The 15,531-nt window shown below is 63.7% G+C and carries 14 protein-coding genes and 1 tRNA gene; 6 read left to right on the forward strand and 9 right to left on the reverse strand.

Translation table 11 applies throughout. From position 1 onward, the window contains the following. The first annotated feature begins 139 nt into the window (after positions 1-139). Together hda and AC1PQG_RS15120 are read left to right on the forward strand one after the other, a co-directional pair. Complete coding sequence (gene hda, locus AC1PQG_RS15115; protein WP_374479706.1) at positions 140-820, forward strand: DnaA regulatory inactivator Hda; 681 nt, start codon at positions 140-142, stop codon at positions 818-820. 24 nt (positions 821-844) lie between these two features. After that, positions 845-1,510, forward strand: coding sequence for a histidinol-phosphatase (locus AC1PQG_RS15120; RefSeq protein WP_481118646.1), 666 nt, complete (start codon positions 845-847; stop codon positions 1,508-1,510). A 21-nt stretch (positions 1,511-1,531) separates the two neighbouring features. Here AC1PQG_RS15120 and AC1PQG_RS15125 read toward each other — a convergent pair whose 3' ends face one another. Together AC1PQG_RS15125 and AC1PQG_RS15130 are read right to left on the reverse strand one after the other, a co-directional pair. Beyond that, positions 1,532-2,404 (reverse strand): dienelactone hydrolase family protein, encoded by an 873-nt coding sequence (locus AC1PQG_RS15125; protein ID WP_481118647.1) that lies wholly within the window; start codon positions 2,402-2,404, stop codon positions 1,532-1,534. A 92-nt stretch (positions 2,405-2,496) separates the two neighbouring features. Then, on the reverse strand, positions 2,497-3,300 hold the full coding sequence (locus tag AC1PQG_RS15130; RefSeq protein ID WP_481118648.1) for a Crp/Fnr family transcriptional regulator: 804 nt from the start codon (positions 3,298-3,300) through the stop codon (positions 2,497-2,499). 359 nt (positions 3,301-3,659) lie between these two features. Between AC1PQG_RS15130 and AC1PQG_RS15135 the strand changes: the two genes are divergently transcribed. Both AC1PQG_RS15135 and narL read left to right on the forward strand, forming a co-directional pair. Next, positions 3,660-5,543 (forward strand): HAMP domain-containing protein, encoded by a 1,884-nt coding sequence (locus tag AC1PQG_RS15135; protein ID WP_481118649.1) that lies wholly within the window; start codon positions 3,660-3,662, stop codon positions 5,541-5,543. Further along, the gene (gene narL, locus AC1PQG_RS15140) at positions 5,540-6,193 is read left to right on the forward strand and encodes a two-component system response regulator NarL (RefSeq protein ID WP_481118650.1); all 654 of its coding nucleotides are present in this window, start codon (positions 5,540-5,542) and stop codon (positions 6,191-6,193) included. The genes AC1PQG_RS15135 and narL overlap by 4 nt, the downstream gene beginning before the upstream one ends. 106 nt (positions 6,194-6,299) lie before the next feature. Here the strand turns inward: narL and AC1PQG_RS15145 are convergent, their stop codons facing one another. Beyond that, positions 6,300-7,184, reverse strand: a complete 885-nt coding sequence (locus AC1PQG_RS15145) for a class I SAM-dependent methyltransferase (RefSeq protein ID WP_481118651.1) — start codon at positions 7,182-7,184, stop codon at positions 6,300-6,302. Between the two features lie 361 nt (positions 7,185-7,545). On the opposite strand from AC1PQG_RS15145, the gene AC1PQG_RS15150 reads away from it, so the two are divergent. Continuing rightward, positions 7,546-8,022, forward strand: a complete 477-nt coding sequence (locus AC1PQG_RS15150; RefSeq protein WP_481118652.1) for a hypothetical protein — start codon at positions 7,546-7,548, stop codon at positions 8,020-8,022. Between the two features lie 827 nt (positions 8,023-8,849). Here the strand turns inward: AC1PQG_RS15150 and AC1PQG_RS15155 are convergent. From AC1PQG_RS15155 to serS, 3 genes are all read right to left on the reverse strand, one after another. After that, a tRNA-Ser gene (locus tag AC1PQG_RS15155) sits at positions 8,850-8,939 on the reverse strand. A 43-nt stretch (positions 8,940-8,982) separates the two neighbouring features. Then, entirely contained in the window at positions 8,983-9,348 is a 366-nt protein-coding gene (locus tag AC1PQG_RS15160) for a carboxymuconolactone decarboxylase family protein (RefSeq protein ID WP_481118653.1), read from the reverse strand. Positions 9,349-9,446: 98 nt separating this feature from the next. Further along, positions 9,447-10,733 (reverse strand): serine--tRNA ligase, encoded by a 1,287-nt coding sequence (gene serS / locus AC1PQG_RS15165; RefSeq protein WP_481118654.1) that lies wholly within the window; start codon positions 10,731-10,733, stop codon positions 9,447-9,449. A 269-nt stretch (positions 10,734-11,002) separates the two neighbouring features. Between serS and AC1PQG_RS15170 the strand changes: the two genes are divergently transcribed. After that, positions 11,003-11,266 carry a hypothetical protein gene (locus AC1PQG_RS15170; RefSeq protein ID WP_481113578.1) on the forward strand — a complete coding sequence of 88 codons (264 nt, stop codon included), beginning with the start codon at positions 11,003-11,005 and terminating at the stop codon, positions 11,264-11,266. Here the strand turns inward: AC1PQG_RS15170 and AC1PQG_RS15175 are convergent. From AC1PQG_RS15175 to AC1PQG_RS15185, 3 genes are read right to left on the reverse strand one after another with little or no spacing between them, the layout of a single operon-like run. After that, positions 11,263-12,591 (reverse strand): replication-associated recombination protein A, encoded by a 1,329-nt coding sequence (locus tag AC1PQG_RS15175; RefSeq protein ID WP_481118655.1) that lies wholly within the window; start codon positions 12,589-12,591, stop codon positions 11,263-11,265. The genes AC1PQG_RS15170 and AC1PQG_RS15175 overlap by 4 nt on opposite strands. A 15-nt stretch (positions 12,592-12,606) precedes the next feature. Beyond that, positions 12,607-13,233 (reverse strand): outer membrane lipoprotein chaperone LolA, encoded by a 627-nt coding sequence (lolA, locus tag AC1PQG_RS15180; protein ID WP_481118656.1) that lies wholly within the window; start codon positions 13,231-13,233, stop codon positions 12,607-12,609. Then, entirely contained in the window at positions 13,233-15,524 is a 2,292-nt protein-coding gene (locus AC1PQG_RS15185) for a DNA translocase FtsK (protein WP_481118657.1), read from the reverse strand. The genes lolA and AC1PQG_RS15185 overlap by 1 nt, the downstream gene beginning before the upstream one ends. Positions 15,525-15,531 lie beyond the last annotated feature (7 nt).

A 15,531-nucleotide genomic window follows, 5' to 3' on the forward strand; every position in this document is an offset into this window, starting at 1 on the left:
CCCGCCGCGACCGGCTACATTACAGGCCTTGCGGCGCTAAAGACTGGTTTCACCCGCCCTGCGCACGCAAATAAACCCGAATTTTAGCCGAAATGTCGCCCGACCGCCCCTTTCAGGTGCGTTCCCGCGAGAGCGCCCTGTGAAGCAACTCACTCTCGATCTGCACTCCGACACCCCCCCGCTGCTGGAGAACTACGCCGCCGCGGCCAATGCCGACCTGCTCGCCTCCCTCTACGAGGCCGTGCCCGTATCGGACGTGCCCCAGCACCTGTTCCTGTGGGGCGACCCCGGCAGCGGGCGCAGCCACCTGCTGCGCAATGTCGTCAGCGCGGCGGCCCAGGCCGGCCGACCAGCCTGCTACCTGCGTGCCGGCGATGTAGACAACTACCTGCCGGAAGCGCCGGGCCTGCTGCTGGCCATCGATGACGTGGAAGCTCTTGGCCCCGAGGCGCAGATCGCCCTGTTCCGTGCCTTCAACGCCTCCCGCGGCCTGCGCATGACGCTGATCACCAGCGGCTGCGCGGCGCCAATGCACCTGCATGTGCGCGAAGACCTGCGCACGCGCATCGGCCAGTGCCTGATCTTCGAGGTCAAGGCCCTCACCGACGAAGACCGCCATGCGATCCTCGACGCTCAGGCCGCCACCCGCGGCCTGCGCCTCGAACCGGAAATCGTGCAATACCTGCTGCGCCACGGCCGCCGCGACCTGGCCAGCCTGCTGCGCACCCTCGACGCCCTCGACGCCGCATCGCTGGAGCGCAAGCGCCCGATCACTCTCCCCCTGCTGCGGGAAATCCTGCAGCGGGACAGCACACTATAAGAACCTTCCTGAACAGAGCCCCCGATGGAACTCGTACTCTTCGACCTGGACAACACCCTGCTCGCCGGCGACTCGGACTTCGAGTGGGCCCAATACCTGATCTCCCGCGGCGTACTCGACAAGGAAGTCTATGAAGCCCGCAACCAGGAGTTCTTTGACCAGTACAAGGCCGGCACACTGGACATCTTCGAGTTCCTCGACTTCCAGCTGAAGCCCCTGGCCCGCCACAGTCGCGAGCAACTGGACGCCTGGCACCGGGAGTTCATGGACGCGCGCATCCGGCCGATGATGACCGCCAAGTCGGTGGCGCTGGTGAACAAATACCTGGACGCCGGCGCCATCGTCGCCATCGTGACCGCCACCAACAGCTTCGTGACCGGCCCTATCGCCCGCGCCTTCCGCATTCCGCACCTGGTCGCCACCATTCCGGCCCAAGAGAACGGCGCCTTCACTGGCAAGCCGCGCGGCACGCCGGCCTTCAAGGGTGGCAAGATCGAACGCGTGGAGGCCTGGCTGGAAAGCCTCGGCCTGTGCTGGGGCAGCTTCCAGCGCAGCTGGTTCTACAGTGACTCCCACAACGACCTGCCGCTGCTCGGCAAGGTCACCGATCCGGTGGCGGTCGATCCGGACGACACGCTACGCAAGCATGCCGACACGCTCTGCTGGCCGGTGATCAGCCTTCGCGGCTGATCACCGCAACCGCGCCGACGTTCACAGGCCGTTGGCGCGGAACCACTCCAGCATTCGTCCCCAACCGTTCGCCGCATCCGCGGCCCTGAAGCTCTGACGATAGTCGGCGTGGAAGGCGTGGCCGCCCTCGGGATAGACGACGATGTCGGCCTGCTTGCCGGCAGCTGCAAGCGCTTCGCGCATCGTCTCCACATCCTCGAGCGGAATGGTGGCGTCCTTGCCGCCATACAAGCCCAGCACCGGCGCATGCAGGCCACGGACGATATCCGTGGGGTGGCGCGGTGTCATCGGCGTGGATTTTCCAGTCAGACGGCCGTACCAGGCAACAGCCGCCTTCAGTTGCGGATTGTGCGCGGCATACAGCCAGGCGATCCGCCCTCCCCAGCAGAAGCCGGTCAGGCCCAGGCGCTGCGGGTCTCCACCATTCGAGGCGGCCCACTCCGCACACACATCCAGGTCACTCAGGACCTGGGCGTCGGGCACTTCGGCAACGATGTCGGACATGATTTCCTGCACGTTCGGCACGCCCATCGGGTCGCCGTAACGCTGGAACAGATTGGGCGCAATCGCCTGATAGCCCTGGCGGGCCAGGCGCCGGCAGGTGTCGCGGATGTATTCGTGGATGCCGAAGATTTCCTGCACCACCAGCACCGTCGGAAACGGCCCCTTCCCTGCCGGCTGCACCCAGTAGGCACGCATCGCCGTCTTGTCGATACCACGGATGTGGATATCGCCGGCCACCAGGCCGTCAGACGAAGTCTGGATCACGCAATGCCCGCTGCGCGGGCGAACGGCCTGTGCATAACCAGCCGCCAGTACATCGTTGACGAAGACCTGGCGACTGAGGGGGAGTCCCGGTACCGGGCTGTTGAAATCGGAATCCTCGACCAGCATTCCACTCACCTCATACATGGACAAGGCGGCAAGGATACTCCATGGGCTGGGCCGAACAGCACGCCCCCACCCGGTCCATCAAATCAATGCGATCAACCCCAGGCCACCATTCTGCCCTCGTCAGAGCCTGCCGCTCGTTCGAACCAGTTCCCGGCCGGTTGCCCCGTTCGCCGCAAAGCCGCGGCCGCCCCTCGGCGGGGCGCAGGACAGGGCAGATGCTGACGCGAAAAGGCCTCCAGCAGCGTCACCTGCTTGCCGTGAACGTGGATCATTCCGGCGTCCGAGAGCTCCCGGAAGATGCGCGACAGCGTCTCCGGCGTGAAGCCCAGCCGCGCAGCCAGCACGTGCTTCGGAATCTCCAGTTCCAGTTCGATCCGGCCGGCGCCATGACCGCTTTCCGCAGCCAGTCGGGCAAGGTAATCCACGACCTTCGCCGTACCGCTCTGGAAACAGTCCGCGGCGATATCCCTTTCGATGGACGACTGCCGCTCAGCCATAGCACTCAGCATGCGGCGTGCGACCTCGGGCTCCTGCTCCATCGCACGGAAGATGCCTTCCCGCCCAACCGCAAGCAGGACTACCGGCGTAACAGTTTCCACCGTCGACACGCAGGCCGCATCTGCAAACAGTTCCGCAACGCCGAAAGCCTGGCGTGGCGACAGGATCTCGATGACCTTTTCACCACCGTCCGGCGAGGACACCGCCGTCTTCAGGTGCCCGGACATCACATGGTAGATGCCGCGGGGCCGGTCACCAGCTGCATAAACTACCCGTCCCTTGGGCAGGCTGAGCACCTGCGATGCGCGTGCCACCTCCCCCACCACGACAGGAGACAGTCCACGGAACAGTGCAATTTCACCCAGTACCAAGCTCAGATCGTCAAAACTGGTATGCATCGCTCACCTCTCAAATCGTGTGTCGGGGGCGCTGGAAAACGATCACGCGCCGTTGGTATGGAGTGCAGTCTAGAAGCCTGATCCGGCCCGAAGTTTGATTTAGATCAGAGTCGCCAATTCAGTACAAGCGCGTAAATTACCCCCAAAGAGGTATTCCAAAGATAGACAAAACAAGCCTTCACGCCATTGTTTTTTTTGAAGTTTGATCGTCATGGGAGGCAGTACGGCCGGTCTTAGGGGTAAGGGAGTGTGCCCCCTGCCCTACTACCATTTTCCATACCCAACCCGAAGCCGGGAGTCGCGCCGGAGAGCTCTGCCGACGCACAATCGCGGCTGCAATCTGTTCAGGAGTTATCGTCTTGAGTCTCGCCCGTTCCGTCGCAGGCCCCGGCCCGGTGGGCACCCCGTCCGTCGTCCGTCGCCTGGGCGTCTGGATCGCCGCCATCGCCAGTCTTGCCGCCGTATCGATCCTCGCCTCGATCACCGTGGCCGAACTGTCGTCCGGTGAAGCCCGGGCGATCAACCTGGCGGGGTCGCTGCGCATGCAGTCTTACGTCATCGGCGCCGCAGCCGGCCGCAACGACGATCCGACACACCTGGCCACCACCCTCGCCGAGTTCGACACCCGCTACCGCAGCGCAGACCTGATCCGGGTGATCCCGTCCCGGCCAGACGACCCCATGCGCCTGGCCTACGCCAAAGTCGGCGAGACCTGGCAGCTGCGTTTCCGCCCCGTAGTCGAACGTTCCATCGGCGGTCACTCCGACGACGGTGAGGTTCGCTCCGCCACTGAAGACATCGTCGGGCAGATCGACCACCTGGTCGCCCTGGTGGAGGAAGGTCTGGAAGCCAAGCTCCAGCTCTTGCGCATCGCCCAGGGCATTTCCCTGATCCTCCTGCTGATCGTCGGGGCCAGCACGGTGTTCCAGTTGAAGCGGCACGTCGTACGCCCCCTGGAGCATCTGCTCACGTCGGCGCGCATCGTCCGCCGCGGTGACTTCGGCGTGCGAATCCCTCCCCGCGAGCCGGACGAACTGGGCCAGCTTGGAGAAGCCTTCAATTACATGGTGGAGGACCTTTCCCAGCTCTATGCGCAGCTCGAGAACCGGGTACAGGAGAAGACCGAGGAACTGGCCCTGAGCAACCAGTCATTGCGTCTGCTGTACCGCACCACCCGCGCCCTGTCCGAAAAGACCGCAACCCGGGAAACCCTGTTGCAGGTGCTGCAGGAAGTCGACGAGGTGATCGGCATCCGCGCCGTCGCCCTGTGCCTCAAGAAGGCCGATTACACGGACATCGTGCCGACGGATGGCACAACGGCCCCGGCCATGCTTGAGGCCCTGATCCAGGCCGCGGGAAACGAGGCCGACGGGCAGGTCCGCACCCATGAAGACCTGGCGGGGCACGCGCCACTCATCTCGGTTCCGCTCTTCGACGGCACCGTCAGCCACGGCGCCATGCTGCTGGCCCAGCCTACCGGCCAGACTCTCGCGCCGTGGCAGATAGAGCTGCTGGAAACAGTGGGCCGCCACGTAGGTGCCGCCCTCGCCACCAGTCAGCGTAACGAGGAGCAGCATCGCCTGGCCTTGTTGGACGAACGCTCGGTGATCGCCCGCGAGCTGCACGACTCCCTCGCCCAATCCCTGTCCTACCTGAAGATCCAGGTCACGCGCCTGCAGACCATGCTTGGCCGCGCCCCGACCCCGGAACCCGTTCATGACGTGGTGCGCGAACTGCGCGATGGCCTCAGCGAGGCCTACCGACAACTGCGCGAACTACTCACCACCTTCCGCCTGCGCATCGACGGCCGCGGCCTGCCGGCCGCCATCGACGATGCGGTGCGCGACTTCCACCGGCGTACCGGTCTCACGCCCCTGCTCGACAACCGACTCGGCGGTATTGCCCTGCCACCGAGCCGGGAGATCCATGTGCTGCAGATCATCCGCGAAGCCCTCTCCAACATCGAACGCCACGCCCGCGCCGCACATGTCCACATCCGCCTGGAACACGCAGACGAGAGCCTCCTGCGCGTCAGCATCGACGACGACGGCGTCGGCTTCGACCTGCAGGCCCTGCCCCTGCATCGCTACGGTCTGGTGATCATGCGCGACCGCGCCCAGAGCTTGGGCGGGGAACTCACGATCGCCCACCGTGAAGGCGGCGGCACCCGCGTCGAACTGAGCTTCCCCGCCACCATCCCCGCCAACGAAAACCCGGCGCCCAGCCAAGGAAAGCAGCCATGACAGCCCCCGCCCTCAGCTCCGTCATCATCATCGACGACCACCCCCTCTTCCGCAAAGGCGTCTCCCAGCTGATCGCCCTCAACAACGAACTGCACCTGATCGGCGAAGCCTCCAGCGGCGAGGAAGGGCTGGAACTGGCCAAGGCCCTTGAACCCGATCTGATCCTGCTCGACCTCAACATGAAGGGCATGAACGGAATCGAGACCCTCAAGGCCCTGCGGGATGCCGATCTGGCCGCCCGCATCCTGATCCTCACCGTCTCCGACGCCGCCGACGATCTGGTTGCAGCGATACGCGCCGGCGCCGATGGCTACCTGCTGAAAGACATGGAACCGGAAGAGCTCCTTGCCCAAATCGTCGAGGCCCAGCGCGGCCGCATCGTCATCAGCCCCAGCCTTAACGGCCTGCTCGCCCGCTCGCTACGCGAGGAAGCCCAGGCCGCCGAACGCAGCGTCGCACCGCTGACCGAGCGTGAGAAGGACATCCTCGGCTGCCTAGCCAGCGGGCTGTCCAACAAGCTGATCGCCCGCGACTTAAACATCGCCGAAGGCACCGTCAAGGTGCATATCAAGAACCTGTTGAAGAAACTCAAATTCCGCTCCCGCCTCGAGGCCGCCGTGTGGGCCATCGACCAGAATCTGCGCCCCTGAAGAACACGATTCCATCAACCAGGACCCGGGCTCCACCTGCAGTCATCGCCCCGCGATGAAGACGGCTGCGGCTGGGCGCAGCACTATCGCCCCCACAACCGTGAAGTCAGTCCGGTGAGCGGTAAACCAGCACCTTCAACGCACGCTCCTCCGAAACATCCGCGAACGAGGTAGGATTGGCCACCCGACCTTCGAAGCACAAGTCGGGCGCAAGCGCCTGCATCCCCTCCTGCAGAAAAGCCACGCCGAGCTTCGGTGAGTTCAGGCAGAGCAGCGCATGCCCGCCTGGCGCGAGCAGATCCGGCAGGCGCCGCATCAGCCGCGCGTAGTCCTTCTCCGCAACAAAGCTGCCTTTCTGATAACTGGGCGGGTCCAGGACGATCAGATCGTACGGCCCACCACGCGTAATCTTGCCCCATGAACTGAAGATGTCATGAGGCAGGAAGCGTGCGCCTTCCGTGAGCCCATTGAGCAGGTGGTTGCGCTTGCCGATCGCCAAAGCGCCGTCGCTCATGTCCATATTGGTCACTTCCCGCGCTCCGGCCTGCAAGGCCACGACCGAGAAGGCACAGGTGTAGGCGAACAGGTTGAGCACCTTGATCCCCGGCCGCGCTGCCACATGTTCGCGCACCCACCGCCGCCCCTCGGCCATATCCAGGAAGAAGCCATGGTTGAGCCCCTTGAGGAGGTGGACACGGAAGCGTGCGCCCTGCTCTTCCACCACGTGAGGGTCCGGCACGCTGCCAGCCATCAAGCGGGTCTCGGCCCGTGCCTCGAAGCGGTACTGGTAGACCCAGTTCAGCGGCAAGTCCGGATGCACCTCGGCCCAACGGCGGGACAAGGCCGCATGGACGGCCTCCAACTCCGCCTCGGTGGCGGGCAGAAAGCTGGTCAGCACCCACACCGGCGGATAGACATCCAGCGTCCAGTGCTCGCAGCCGGGAAACAGACCGCCGCGCCCATGAAAGACACGGCCTGCTTCGGTCGGCATGGAAATTCGGGAAATGGTATCGAGTAGTGCTTGCATCGGACAGGGACTGACAATGGGGACGAGGGGATTCGGCAAAGCTTCGACGACGATCTGCCCACGCCGGAAGGGCGCCGGCCGAGCGCTCGGGGCTGACTCGCGATGAGTCTCGAATCTTGCCGGGATGGATGATATCAATAGCTGCCGCCCCCGCACGCACTGGCAGCCCAAGGGCAATCGACCTGCCGATCCGGCGTTCCAGCGGATCGATCCGGGCGAGCGCCGAAATCATTCATTTGACATTCCTGGACCCCCTCTCGCAGAATCCCCCGCGCACAGATTCGTGCCAATGTCATTATCCGGAAAACCGCGGAGGAGCGAGAGAATGACCCAGAACGTGATTTCCCTGACGCTGTCCAGCCAGCAGATCGATCAGGTTCAAAAGGCCCTGGATGAGCTGGAAAAGCAGTTGTCGGGGCTGATTTCCCTGTCCGTGGATCAGCGCCGCGAGCTGCGCAAGATGGGCCCGAAGTCCGAGACCTTTGTGCGCAAGGCTCATGACGTGATGACCCAGTCTCCAGAGATCCTGCCGGGCGCCTTCGATCTCAAGGCCTTTGCCGAGGACATCCAGGCGCTGGACCACCTGCGTCCGCTGCTGGCCCGGCTGACCGCGCTGACCCAGCGCGGGGAGGACACCGAGATGGCATTGGGCAGCGACCTCTACAGCGCAGCGCTGGAGGCCTACCGCTTTGCCAAACTCGCCGGCAAGGGCGCGGCACTGGATGAACTCCGTGCTCAGGCATCGGTGCGTTTCAAGGGACAAGGCCGGCGTCGCGATGAACCGGGCGCCGTCCCGGCTTGATCATCCTGGCCCACGGATGAACGCACGGGCCCCGGACTTGAACCTCTCGGGCTCGAGACAGTACAGATTTTGATTTTCGTTGAACGGGTTCATTCCGGATGGGCACTTCCCCCATTCCGGAACGAACCCGTTCATGTCGCAGCATCAATCGTTCAAATCCGCGGGCAGCGGGTTCAAATCGGAAATACGAGGGTTCAGATCCGGGGGAAGCGGGTTCAAACCCCGACGGCAGACCTTCATCTTCGGGCTGCGCAGGTTTAAACCGGAGGGGATGATGTTCCGCAGCGGGGGGAACCCAGCCAAGTCGTCGCCGCGGGGATCGGACGACGGGCAACAGCCTTCACCTCCCAAGCAGCCCGGACTACCGACAGGTTGTCGGAGCTGCTGCGCCGTGAGACGGGCCAGCGGCAGCCGTCTCCTCCCGTGGGACATCGCTGACCAGCACGCCATTCAGCGAATACCAGTTCGGGATGCCCAGTTGGCGGTTGCGTCGCTGAGCCTCTCGCACCGCCGAGTTTCCAATCCGGATCAACTCGACCGACCAGTGCTCATTCGGTGTTGTCTTCATCATCACCCTGCTGCAATTCAGCGAAACGAAGCGACACGGCAGGTACAGACAGAACCCGGACAGCGTGCCCACAGCTTCGCGAGGTCCGCCGGATTACACCGGAGCGAGCCCCCTAAACGGGTATGAGCGCAGGAGTCAGAACTTTACCCAATTCCGGTCCAACGACAATCGACCGAAACCAATCTGCCATGACATACCCAATGACACACCGGTAAACAACAAAGCCCCGAATCATCGGGGCTTTGTTGTTTTTGATGCATGGCGGAAAGGGAGGGATTCGAACCCTCGATACGGAGAACCGTATACCGGATTTCGAGTCCGGCGCATTCGACCACTCTGCCACCTTTCCGCTCGAAGGGCGCCATTATATAGCACTTCTCTGAAAAAGCCAGCTATTCGGCGACTTTTGTTTGTGCTGCGGTGAACTCCTCATACGCCCGCACCGCCTCTGCTGCATACATCAGGTTCGGCCCTCCTCCCATGTAGGTACAGATGGCCAGAGTCTCCATCAACTGCTCCCGGGTCACACCGAGCCGGATCAAGGCCTTGATGTGGAAACCGATGCACCCGTCACAGCGGGCTGCCACACCAATAGCCAAGGCAATCAATTCCTTCTGAAGTGCGCTCAATGCGCCCGCCTTCATCGACTCCTTGGCAAGCATGTTGAAGGCACTCATGGTTTCCGGGACTTCGGAACGAAGCATGGCCAGTCCCTTTGAAAGATCGCCCGTAATCTGGGTAAAGGATTTGCTGCTCATGGCGGATCTCCAATATTTAGAATATTAACAACTACTAATATACAGGATGTGGCCCTTCCTGAAAACCGGGCGGACTCTTGTCCGCCCGGCTCTTGACGTTACAGCGCGGCCTGCAGCACCGTCACGCCTCCCATATAGGGCTGCAGCGCAGTCGGGATGCGCACCGAACCGTCGGCCTGCTGGTAGTTCTCGAGGATCGCCACCAGGGTACGGCCAACCGCCAGGCCGGAGCCGTTGAGGGTTGCCAGCGTTTCGTTCTTGCCTTGTGCGTTCTTGAAGCGGGCCTGCATGCGGCGGGCCTGGAAGCTCTCGAAGCAGGAGCAGGACGAGATCTCGCGATAGGTGTTCTGGGCCGGCAGCCACACTTCGAGGTCGTAGGTCTTGGCCGAACCGAAACCCATGTCGCCGGTGCACAGCACGATCTTGCGGTACGGCAGTTCGAGCTTCTGCAGGATGGCCTCGGCGTGGCCGGTCAGTTCCTCGAGGGCAGCCCAGGCGTTCTCGGGCTTCTCGATGCGGACAAGCTCCACCTTGTCGAACTGGTGCTGACGGATCATGCCGCGGGTGTCCCGACCGTAGCTGCCGGCTTCGGAGCGGAAGCACGGCGTGTGGCAGACGAACTTCATCGGCAGCGCATCGGCCGGCACGATCTCATCGCGGACGATGTTGGTCACCGGTACTTCGGCGGTCGGGATCAGGTAGAACTTGCTGCCGTCGGCCTTCGGCACCGAGAACAGCTCTTCCTCGAACTTGGGCAGCTGGCCAGTACCATACATGCTGTCCGCGTTGACCAGATAAGGCGCGTACAGCTCGGTGTAGCCATGCTCGCCGGAATGGGTGTCCACCATGAACTGGGCCAGCGCCCGGTGCAGGCGCGCCAGGCCGCCCTTCATCAGCGTGAAGCGGGCACCGGAGATCTTCACCGCGGTTTCGAAATCCAGCCCGCCCAGGCGGGTGCCGATATCCACGTGGTCGCGCACTTCGAAGTCGAAACTCGGCACCGTGCCCCACCGGCTCACCTCAACGTTGTCCTCTTCGGAACGGCCGACCGGCACGCTCTCGTGGGGCAGGTTGGGCAGGCCCGCAACAAAAGCATTGAAGCGCTCCAGCAACTCGGCGAGGGCCGCCTCGTTGGCCTTCAGCTCGTCACCGATGCCCGCCACCTCGGCGAGCACTGCGGAGGCGTCCTCACCCTTCCCCTTCAGCTGACCAACCTGCTTGGACAGGGTGTTGCGACGGGCCTGGAGTTCCTGGGTACGCGTCTGGCGCTGCTTGCGCTCGTCCTCGAGGGCCTGGAAGGCTGCCACGTCAAGCGTCAGTCCACGCGTTGCCAAACGCTCTGCAACAAAGTCTAGGCGGGTACGCAGCAATTGCACATCAAGCATGGGAATCCCTATTCAAATCAGAAGCTAGCAGATCTGGAAGCCGATTTCGGAAAATGCCGAACACGACCTCCGGTTTTCAGTTATATTGCAGCGCAACATCACGTTCTTCGCTGCCCGAGATACCAGACACAATAGAAATCAAGAAGCTAATAGCTCGAATCGGGTCAAAGTCTTCTTGATTTAACGAACTCACCGGTCACAATTAAAGAAGAGGCGTCCGCAGACGGCGCTGTTTTCATGCGACCAAATCCATTGAAGGAGACACACCAATGTTGTCCATCCGAGACTGCCTGGATTACTGCGACCTGACCGACGAAGACGTTGCCATCATCGCCGAGCACCATGACATTCCCGAAGTAGCGGCCGCCCAGATCGCCTGCGGGCTGGTCCAGACCCGCGAGGGAACGCTGATGCTGACCCAGTTCATGCGTGAGCTGGTGGACGAAGCAGAGGAAAGCGGTGATCGCAGCCGGGCGCAGCGTTTCCGCGCAGCCCGCGACCGTTTCATCGCCAACCATCCCATTTCGCACTAAGCACTACCGTCGCCTGCGCGGGCCTCGTGGTCCCGATCCAGTTCGCGCAGGCGGGCCAGTTTTTCGGCAATCTTCGCCTCCATGCCCCGGTCGACCGGCACGTACCAGCCCGGTTTCGCCATTCCCTCCGGAAAGTAGTTCTCCCCCGCCGCATAGGCGCCCGGTTCGTCATGGGCATAGCGGTAGGCCTTGCCGTAACCCAGTTCCTTCATGAGCTTGGTGGGCGCATTGCGCAGGTGGATCGGCACCGGACGCGACACATCGTCGGCCACAAACTTGCGCGCCGCATTATACGCCTTGTATACCGCGTTCGATTTTGCCGCACAGGCCAGGAAAACAGCCGCCTGAGCAAGCGCCAGCTCGCCTTCCGGCGAGCCGAGGCGCTCATACGTGGAGCAGGCGTCCAGGCAGATTTCCAGCGCCCTCGGATCGGCCAGGCCGATGTCCTCGATGGCCATGCGCACCAGGCGCCGCCCCATGTAGAGCGGCTCGGCGCCGCCGTCGAGCATGCGGCACAGCCAGTACAGCGCGGCGTCCGGATCAGAGCCCCGCACCGACTTGTGCAGCGCCGAGATCTGGTCGTAAAAGGCTTCGCCACCCTTGTCGAAACGGCGCAGGTTGCGCGACAGGGCTTCGTCGATGAAGGCTGGCGTAACCGGATTCACGCCCGCAGTCGTGGCGGCCGTCTGCACCTGTTCGAGCAGGTTGAGCATGCGTCGCGCGTCACCATCGGCGAAGCCCGTCAGGCGATCCCGGGCATCGTCCTCGAACGCCAGTTCCGGGCACGCGAACACCCGGGCTCGCTCGAAGAGTTCAGCCAGCTCATCCGCGCCCAGAGGCTGCAGCACATACACCGCCGCCCGTGACAGCAGCGCGGAATTCACTTCGAAGGACGGATTTTCGGTGGTTGCCCCGACCAGCGTGACGAGGCCCTGCTCCACGTAGGGCAGGAAGGCGTCCTGCTGGGCCTTGTTGAAGCGATGCACCTCGTCGACGAAGAGGATGGTGTGGCGCCCGCGGGTTCGCGCCACCTCGGCCTGGGCGATCGCCTCGCGGATGTCCTTAACCCCCGAGAATACCGCCGACAGCGCGGTGAACTCCGCGTCGAAGGACTTCGCCATCAGGCGTGCCAGCGTCGTCTTGCCGACGCCCGGCGGGCCCCACAGGATCATCGAATGGGGCTTGCCGGACTGGAAGGCCAGCGCCAACGGCTTGCCCGGCCCGAGCAGGTGCTTCTGGCCGATGACCTCGGTAATCGTCTTGGGCCGCATGGCCTCCGCCAGCGGCAGGCGTGGCGGGTCGAGGGCGTCGAAAAGATCAGCCATGAAGGATTTGTGGACTCACTCGCCAACCAGATCGGCACCCTTCGGCGGCACGAAGCGGAACAACCCGGCGTCCAGCGCCGGGTTGCGCTCCATGTGACCGAAGTTCAGCGACGTGGTCTGGCCGAAGTTGTCGTTGAGGATCATGGCCTTCAGCTGTCCGCCGGCAAAGCCCATGCGGATGCGCTCAAAGCTGCTGTCGCTGGCCTTCGGCGTCGCTTCGACCCACTCCAGGCCGTCGGCGCTGCCGGCGTCCTTCAGCACGAAGTTCTTGTCGAGGGAGTTGTCGCCGGCCAGGATCGCCGCCGGCGTCGTGCCGAGGGCCTGGCCGAGCTTCTTGGTGGTGACCTGGTTGAGCTCCTGATCGTAGGCCCACAGCTTGCTGCCATCGCCCACCAGCAACTGGGCATAGGGCTTCTCGTAGGTCCACCGGAACTTGCCGGGGCGCGCGAAGGCGAAGGTGCCGGCAGCCTGTTGGGGCTTGCGGCCGGACTTGGACATGACCTGTTGGGTGAAACTGCCCTTCGCGCTGCGGGTACCTTCCATGAACTGCTTCAACTGAGCCAGCGCATCGGCGTGGGCTGAACCGGCAGCAATGAACAACGCAAGCCCGAGGGCACGCAGGGTGTGGGTACGGCGAATCATCATTCTCCTTCGCGGGCTGGAGCAACCACTTCGCGGTTGCCGTTGGAGCCCATCGGCGTAACCAGGCCGGAGCGCTCCATCTGTTCGATCAGGCGTGCCGCGCGGTTGTAACCAATGCGCAGGTGGCGCTGGACCAGGGAAATCGACGGCCGGCGGGTCTTGACGACGATCTCCACTGCCTGGTCGTAGAGCGGATCGGCCTCGCTGCCCTCTCCACCTTCGCCACCACCAAGCAGATCACCGCCCTCTTCTTCGGACGGCGTCAGCACGCCTTCGATGTAGTCCGGCGCCCCAGTGGTCTTGAGGAATTCGACGACCTTATGGACTTCGTCATCCGCAACGAAAGCGCCGTGGGCGCGGGTCGGCAGGCCGGTACCCGGCGCCAGGTAGAGCATGTCGCCCATGCCCAGCAGGCTTTCCGCCCCCATCTGGTCGAGGATGGTGCGGGAGTCGATCTTGCTGGACACCTGGAAGGCCATGCGGGTCGGGATGTTGGCCTTGATGAGGCCGGTGATCACGTCCACGCTGGGGCGCTGGGTAGCGAGGATCAGGTGGATGCCGGCCGCCCGGGCCTTCTGCGCCAGGCGGGCGATCAGTTCTTCGATCTTCTTGCCGACCACCATCATCAGGTCGGCAAGTTCGTCGATGACCACGACGATGTAGGGCAGCTTCTCCAGGGGCTCGGGACTGTCCGGCGTGATCGAGAACGGGTTCTTCAGGGGCGCACCGGCCTTGATGGCTTCGGCCACCGCCTTGTTGTAGCCGGCCAGGTTGCGCACGCCGACCGCCGACATCAGCTTGTAGCGCTTCTCCATCTCCGCCACGCACCAGTTGAGCGCGTTGGCGGCGTGCTTCATGTCGGTGACGACCGGCGCCAGCAGATGGGGAATGCCCTCGTAGATCGACAGTTCGAGCATCTTCGGATCGACGAGGATCAGCCGCACGTCGCTTGGCTCGGACTTGTAGAGCAGCGACAGGATCATTGCGTTGATGCCCACCGACTTGCCGGAGCCAGTGGTACCCGCCACCAGCAGGTGCGGCGTCTTGGCGATGTCAGCCACCATCGGCTGGCCGCTGATGTCCTTGCCCAGCGCGACGGTCAGTGGCGAGGTCATGTCATGGTAGGCGCGGGAGCCGAGGATTTCCGACAGGCGCACGGTCTGGCGCTTCGGATTGGGCAGCTCCAGCGCCATGCAGGCCTTGCCCGGCACCGTCTCGACGACGCGGATGCTGACCAGCGAGAGCGCCCGCGCCAGATCCTTGGCCAGATTGACCACCTGGCTACCCTTTACACCGACCGCCGGCTCAATCTCGAAACGGGTGATCACCGGGCCAGGATAGGCCGCCAGCACTTTCACCTCGACGCCGAAATCGGCCAGCTTGCGCTCGATCAGGCGGGACGTGAATTCCAGCGTCTCGACGGAAGGCGGTTCCACATCGTGGGACGGCTCATCGAGCAAGGACAGCGGCGGCAACGTACCACCGGGCAGTTCGGTAAAGAGATGCGGCTGCCGCTCCTTCTCGACCCGCTCCGACTTCTCGACCTTCACCACCGCCGGCTCGATACGGACCGGGGGCGGCGGCTCGACCTCCTCCTTCTTGCGCTTGACCTCGACCACCTCCTCGCGCTTCTGCGCCACCTCACGGCCAACGCGGCGGTCCTCCCAGGTCTGGAAGCCGTTGGTGGCGAAGATCCACAGCCGCTCCAGGCCGGTGCCGAGCAGTTCGGAAGCCTCGACCCAGCTCACCCCTGAGAACAGGCTCAGGCCACCCGCGATCGTACCGAGCAACAACAGCGTTCCACCAGTGAAGCCCAGGTATTGCAACACCAGATTGCCGAGCTCGATGCCGATCACGCCACCGGGCTCGAGAGGCAGTGCCGCCCTGATCGAGTGGAAGCGCATCGCTTCCAGCCCGCTGCTGGCGATCAACACCATCAGGAAACCAAAGATGACGATGAACAGGGAACGCCGGTCGGCCCCGAACATCAGCTTCAGGCGCCGGAAGCCGATCGCCAAGCCGAAACCCAGGAAAGCCACCCACCACCAAGCGGACACACCGAACAGGTAGAGCAGCAAATCCGACAGCCAGGCGCCGAAACGCCCCCCCGGATTGATGACGCGCTCGACTTGCACGGCATGGGACCAACCCGGGTCGGCCTTGGAATAGCCGAACAGGATCATCGAGAAATACAGGGCCAGCACGCCAAGGAACAGCCAGCGGGCTTCCTGCAGCAAGCTGGCGATCTTTTCGGGCAGCGGAAGCGGGCGGGTGGAGGGGAGTTCTGACATGGTTCGG

Source organism: Zoogloea sp. GDB6 (genome assembly GCF_056724105.1).

Coding starts and splice junctions, on each gene's coding strand:
- AC1PQG_RS15120 (WP_481118646.1), top strand. CDS start 845: ATGGAACTCGTACTCTTCGACCTGGACAACACCCTGCTCGCCGGCGAC.
- AC1PQG_RS15125 (WP_481118647.1), bottom strand. CDS start 2,404: ATGCTGGTCGAGGATTCCGATTTCAACAGCCCGGTACCGGGACTCCCC.
- AC1PQG_RS15130 (WP_481118648.1), bottom strand. CDS start 3,300: ATGCATACCAGTTTTGACGATCTGAGCTTGGTACTGGGTGAAATTGCA.
- narL (WP_481118650.1), top strand. CDS start 5,540: ATGACAGCCCCCGCCCTCAGCTCCGTCATCATCATCGACGACCACCCC.
- AC1PQG_RS15145 (WP_481118651.1), bottom strand. CDS start 7,184: ATGCCGACCGAAGCAGGCCGTGTCTTTCATGGGCGCGGCGGTCTGTTT.
- AC1PQG_RS15150 (WP_481118652.1), top strand. CDS start 7,546: ATGACCCAGAACGTGATTTCCCTGACGCTGTCCAGCCAGCAGATCGAT.
- AC1PQG_RS15160 (WP_481118653.1), bottom strand. CDS start 9,348: ATGAGCAGCAAATCCTTTACCCAGATTACGGGCGATCTTTCAAAGGGA.
- serS (WP_481118654.1), bottom strand. CDS start 10,733: ATGCTTGATGTGCAATTGCTGCGTACCCGCCTAGACTTTGTTGCAGAG.
- AC1PQG_RS15170 (WP_481113578.1), top strand. CDS start 11,003: ATGTTGTCCATCCGAGACTGCCTGGATTACTGCGACCTGACCGACGAA.
- AC1PQG_RS15175 (WP_481118655.1), bottom strand. CDS start 12,591: ATGGCTGATCTTTTCGACGCCCTCGACCCGCCACGCCTGCCGCTGGCG.
- lolA (WP_481118656.1), bottom strand. CDS start 13,233: ATGATTCGCCGTACCCACACCCTGCGTGCCCTCGGGCTTGCGTTGTTC.
- AC1PQG_RS15185 (WP_481118657.1), bottom strand. CDS start 15,524: ATGTCAGAACTCCCCTCCACCCGCCCGCTTCCGCTGCCCGAAAAGATC.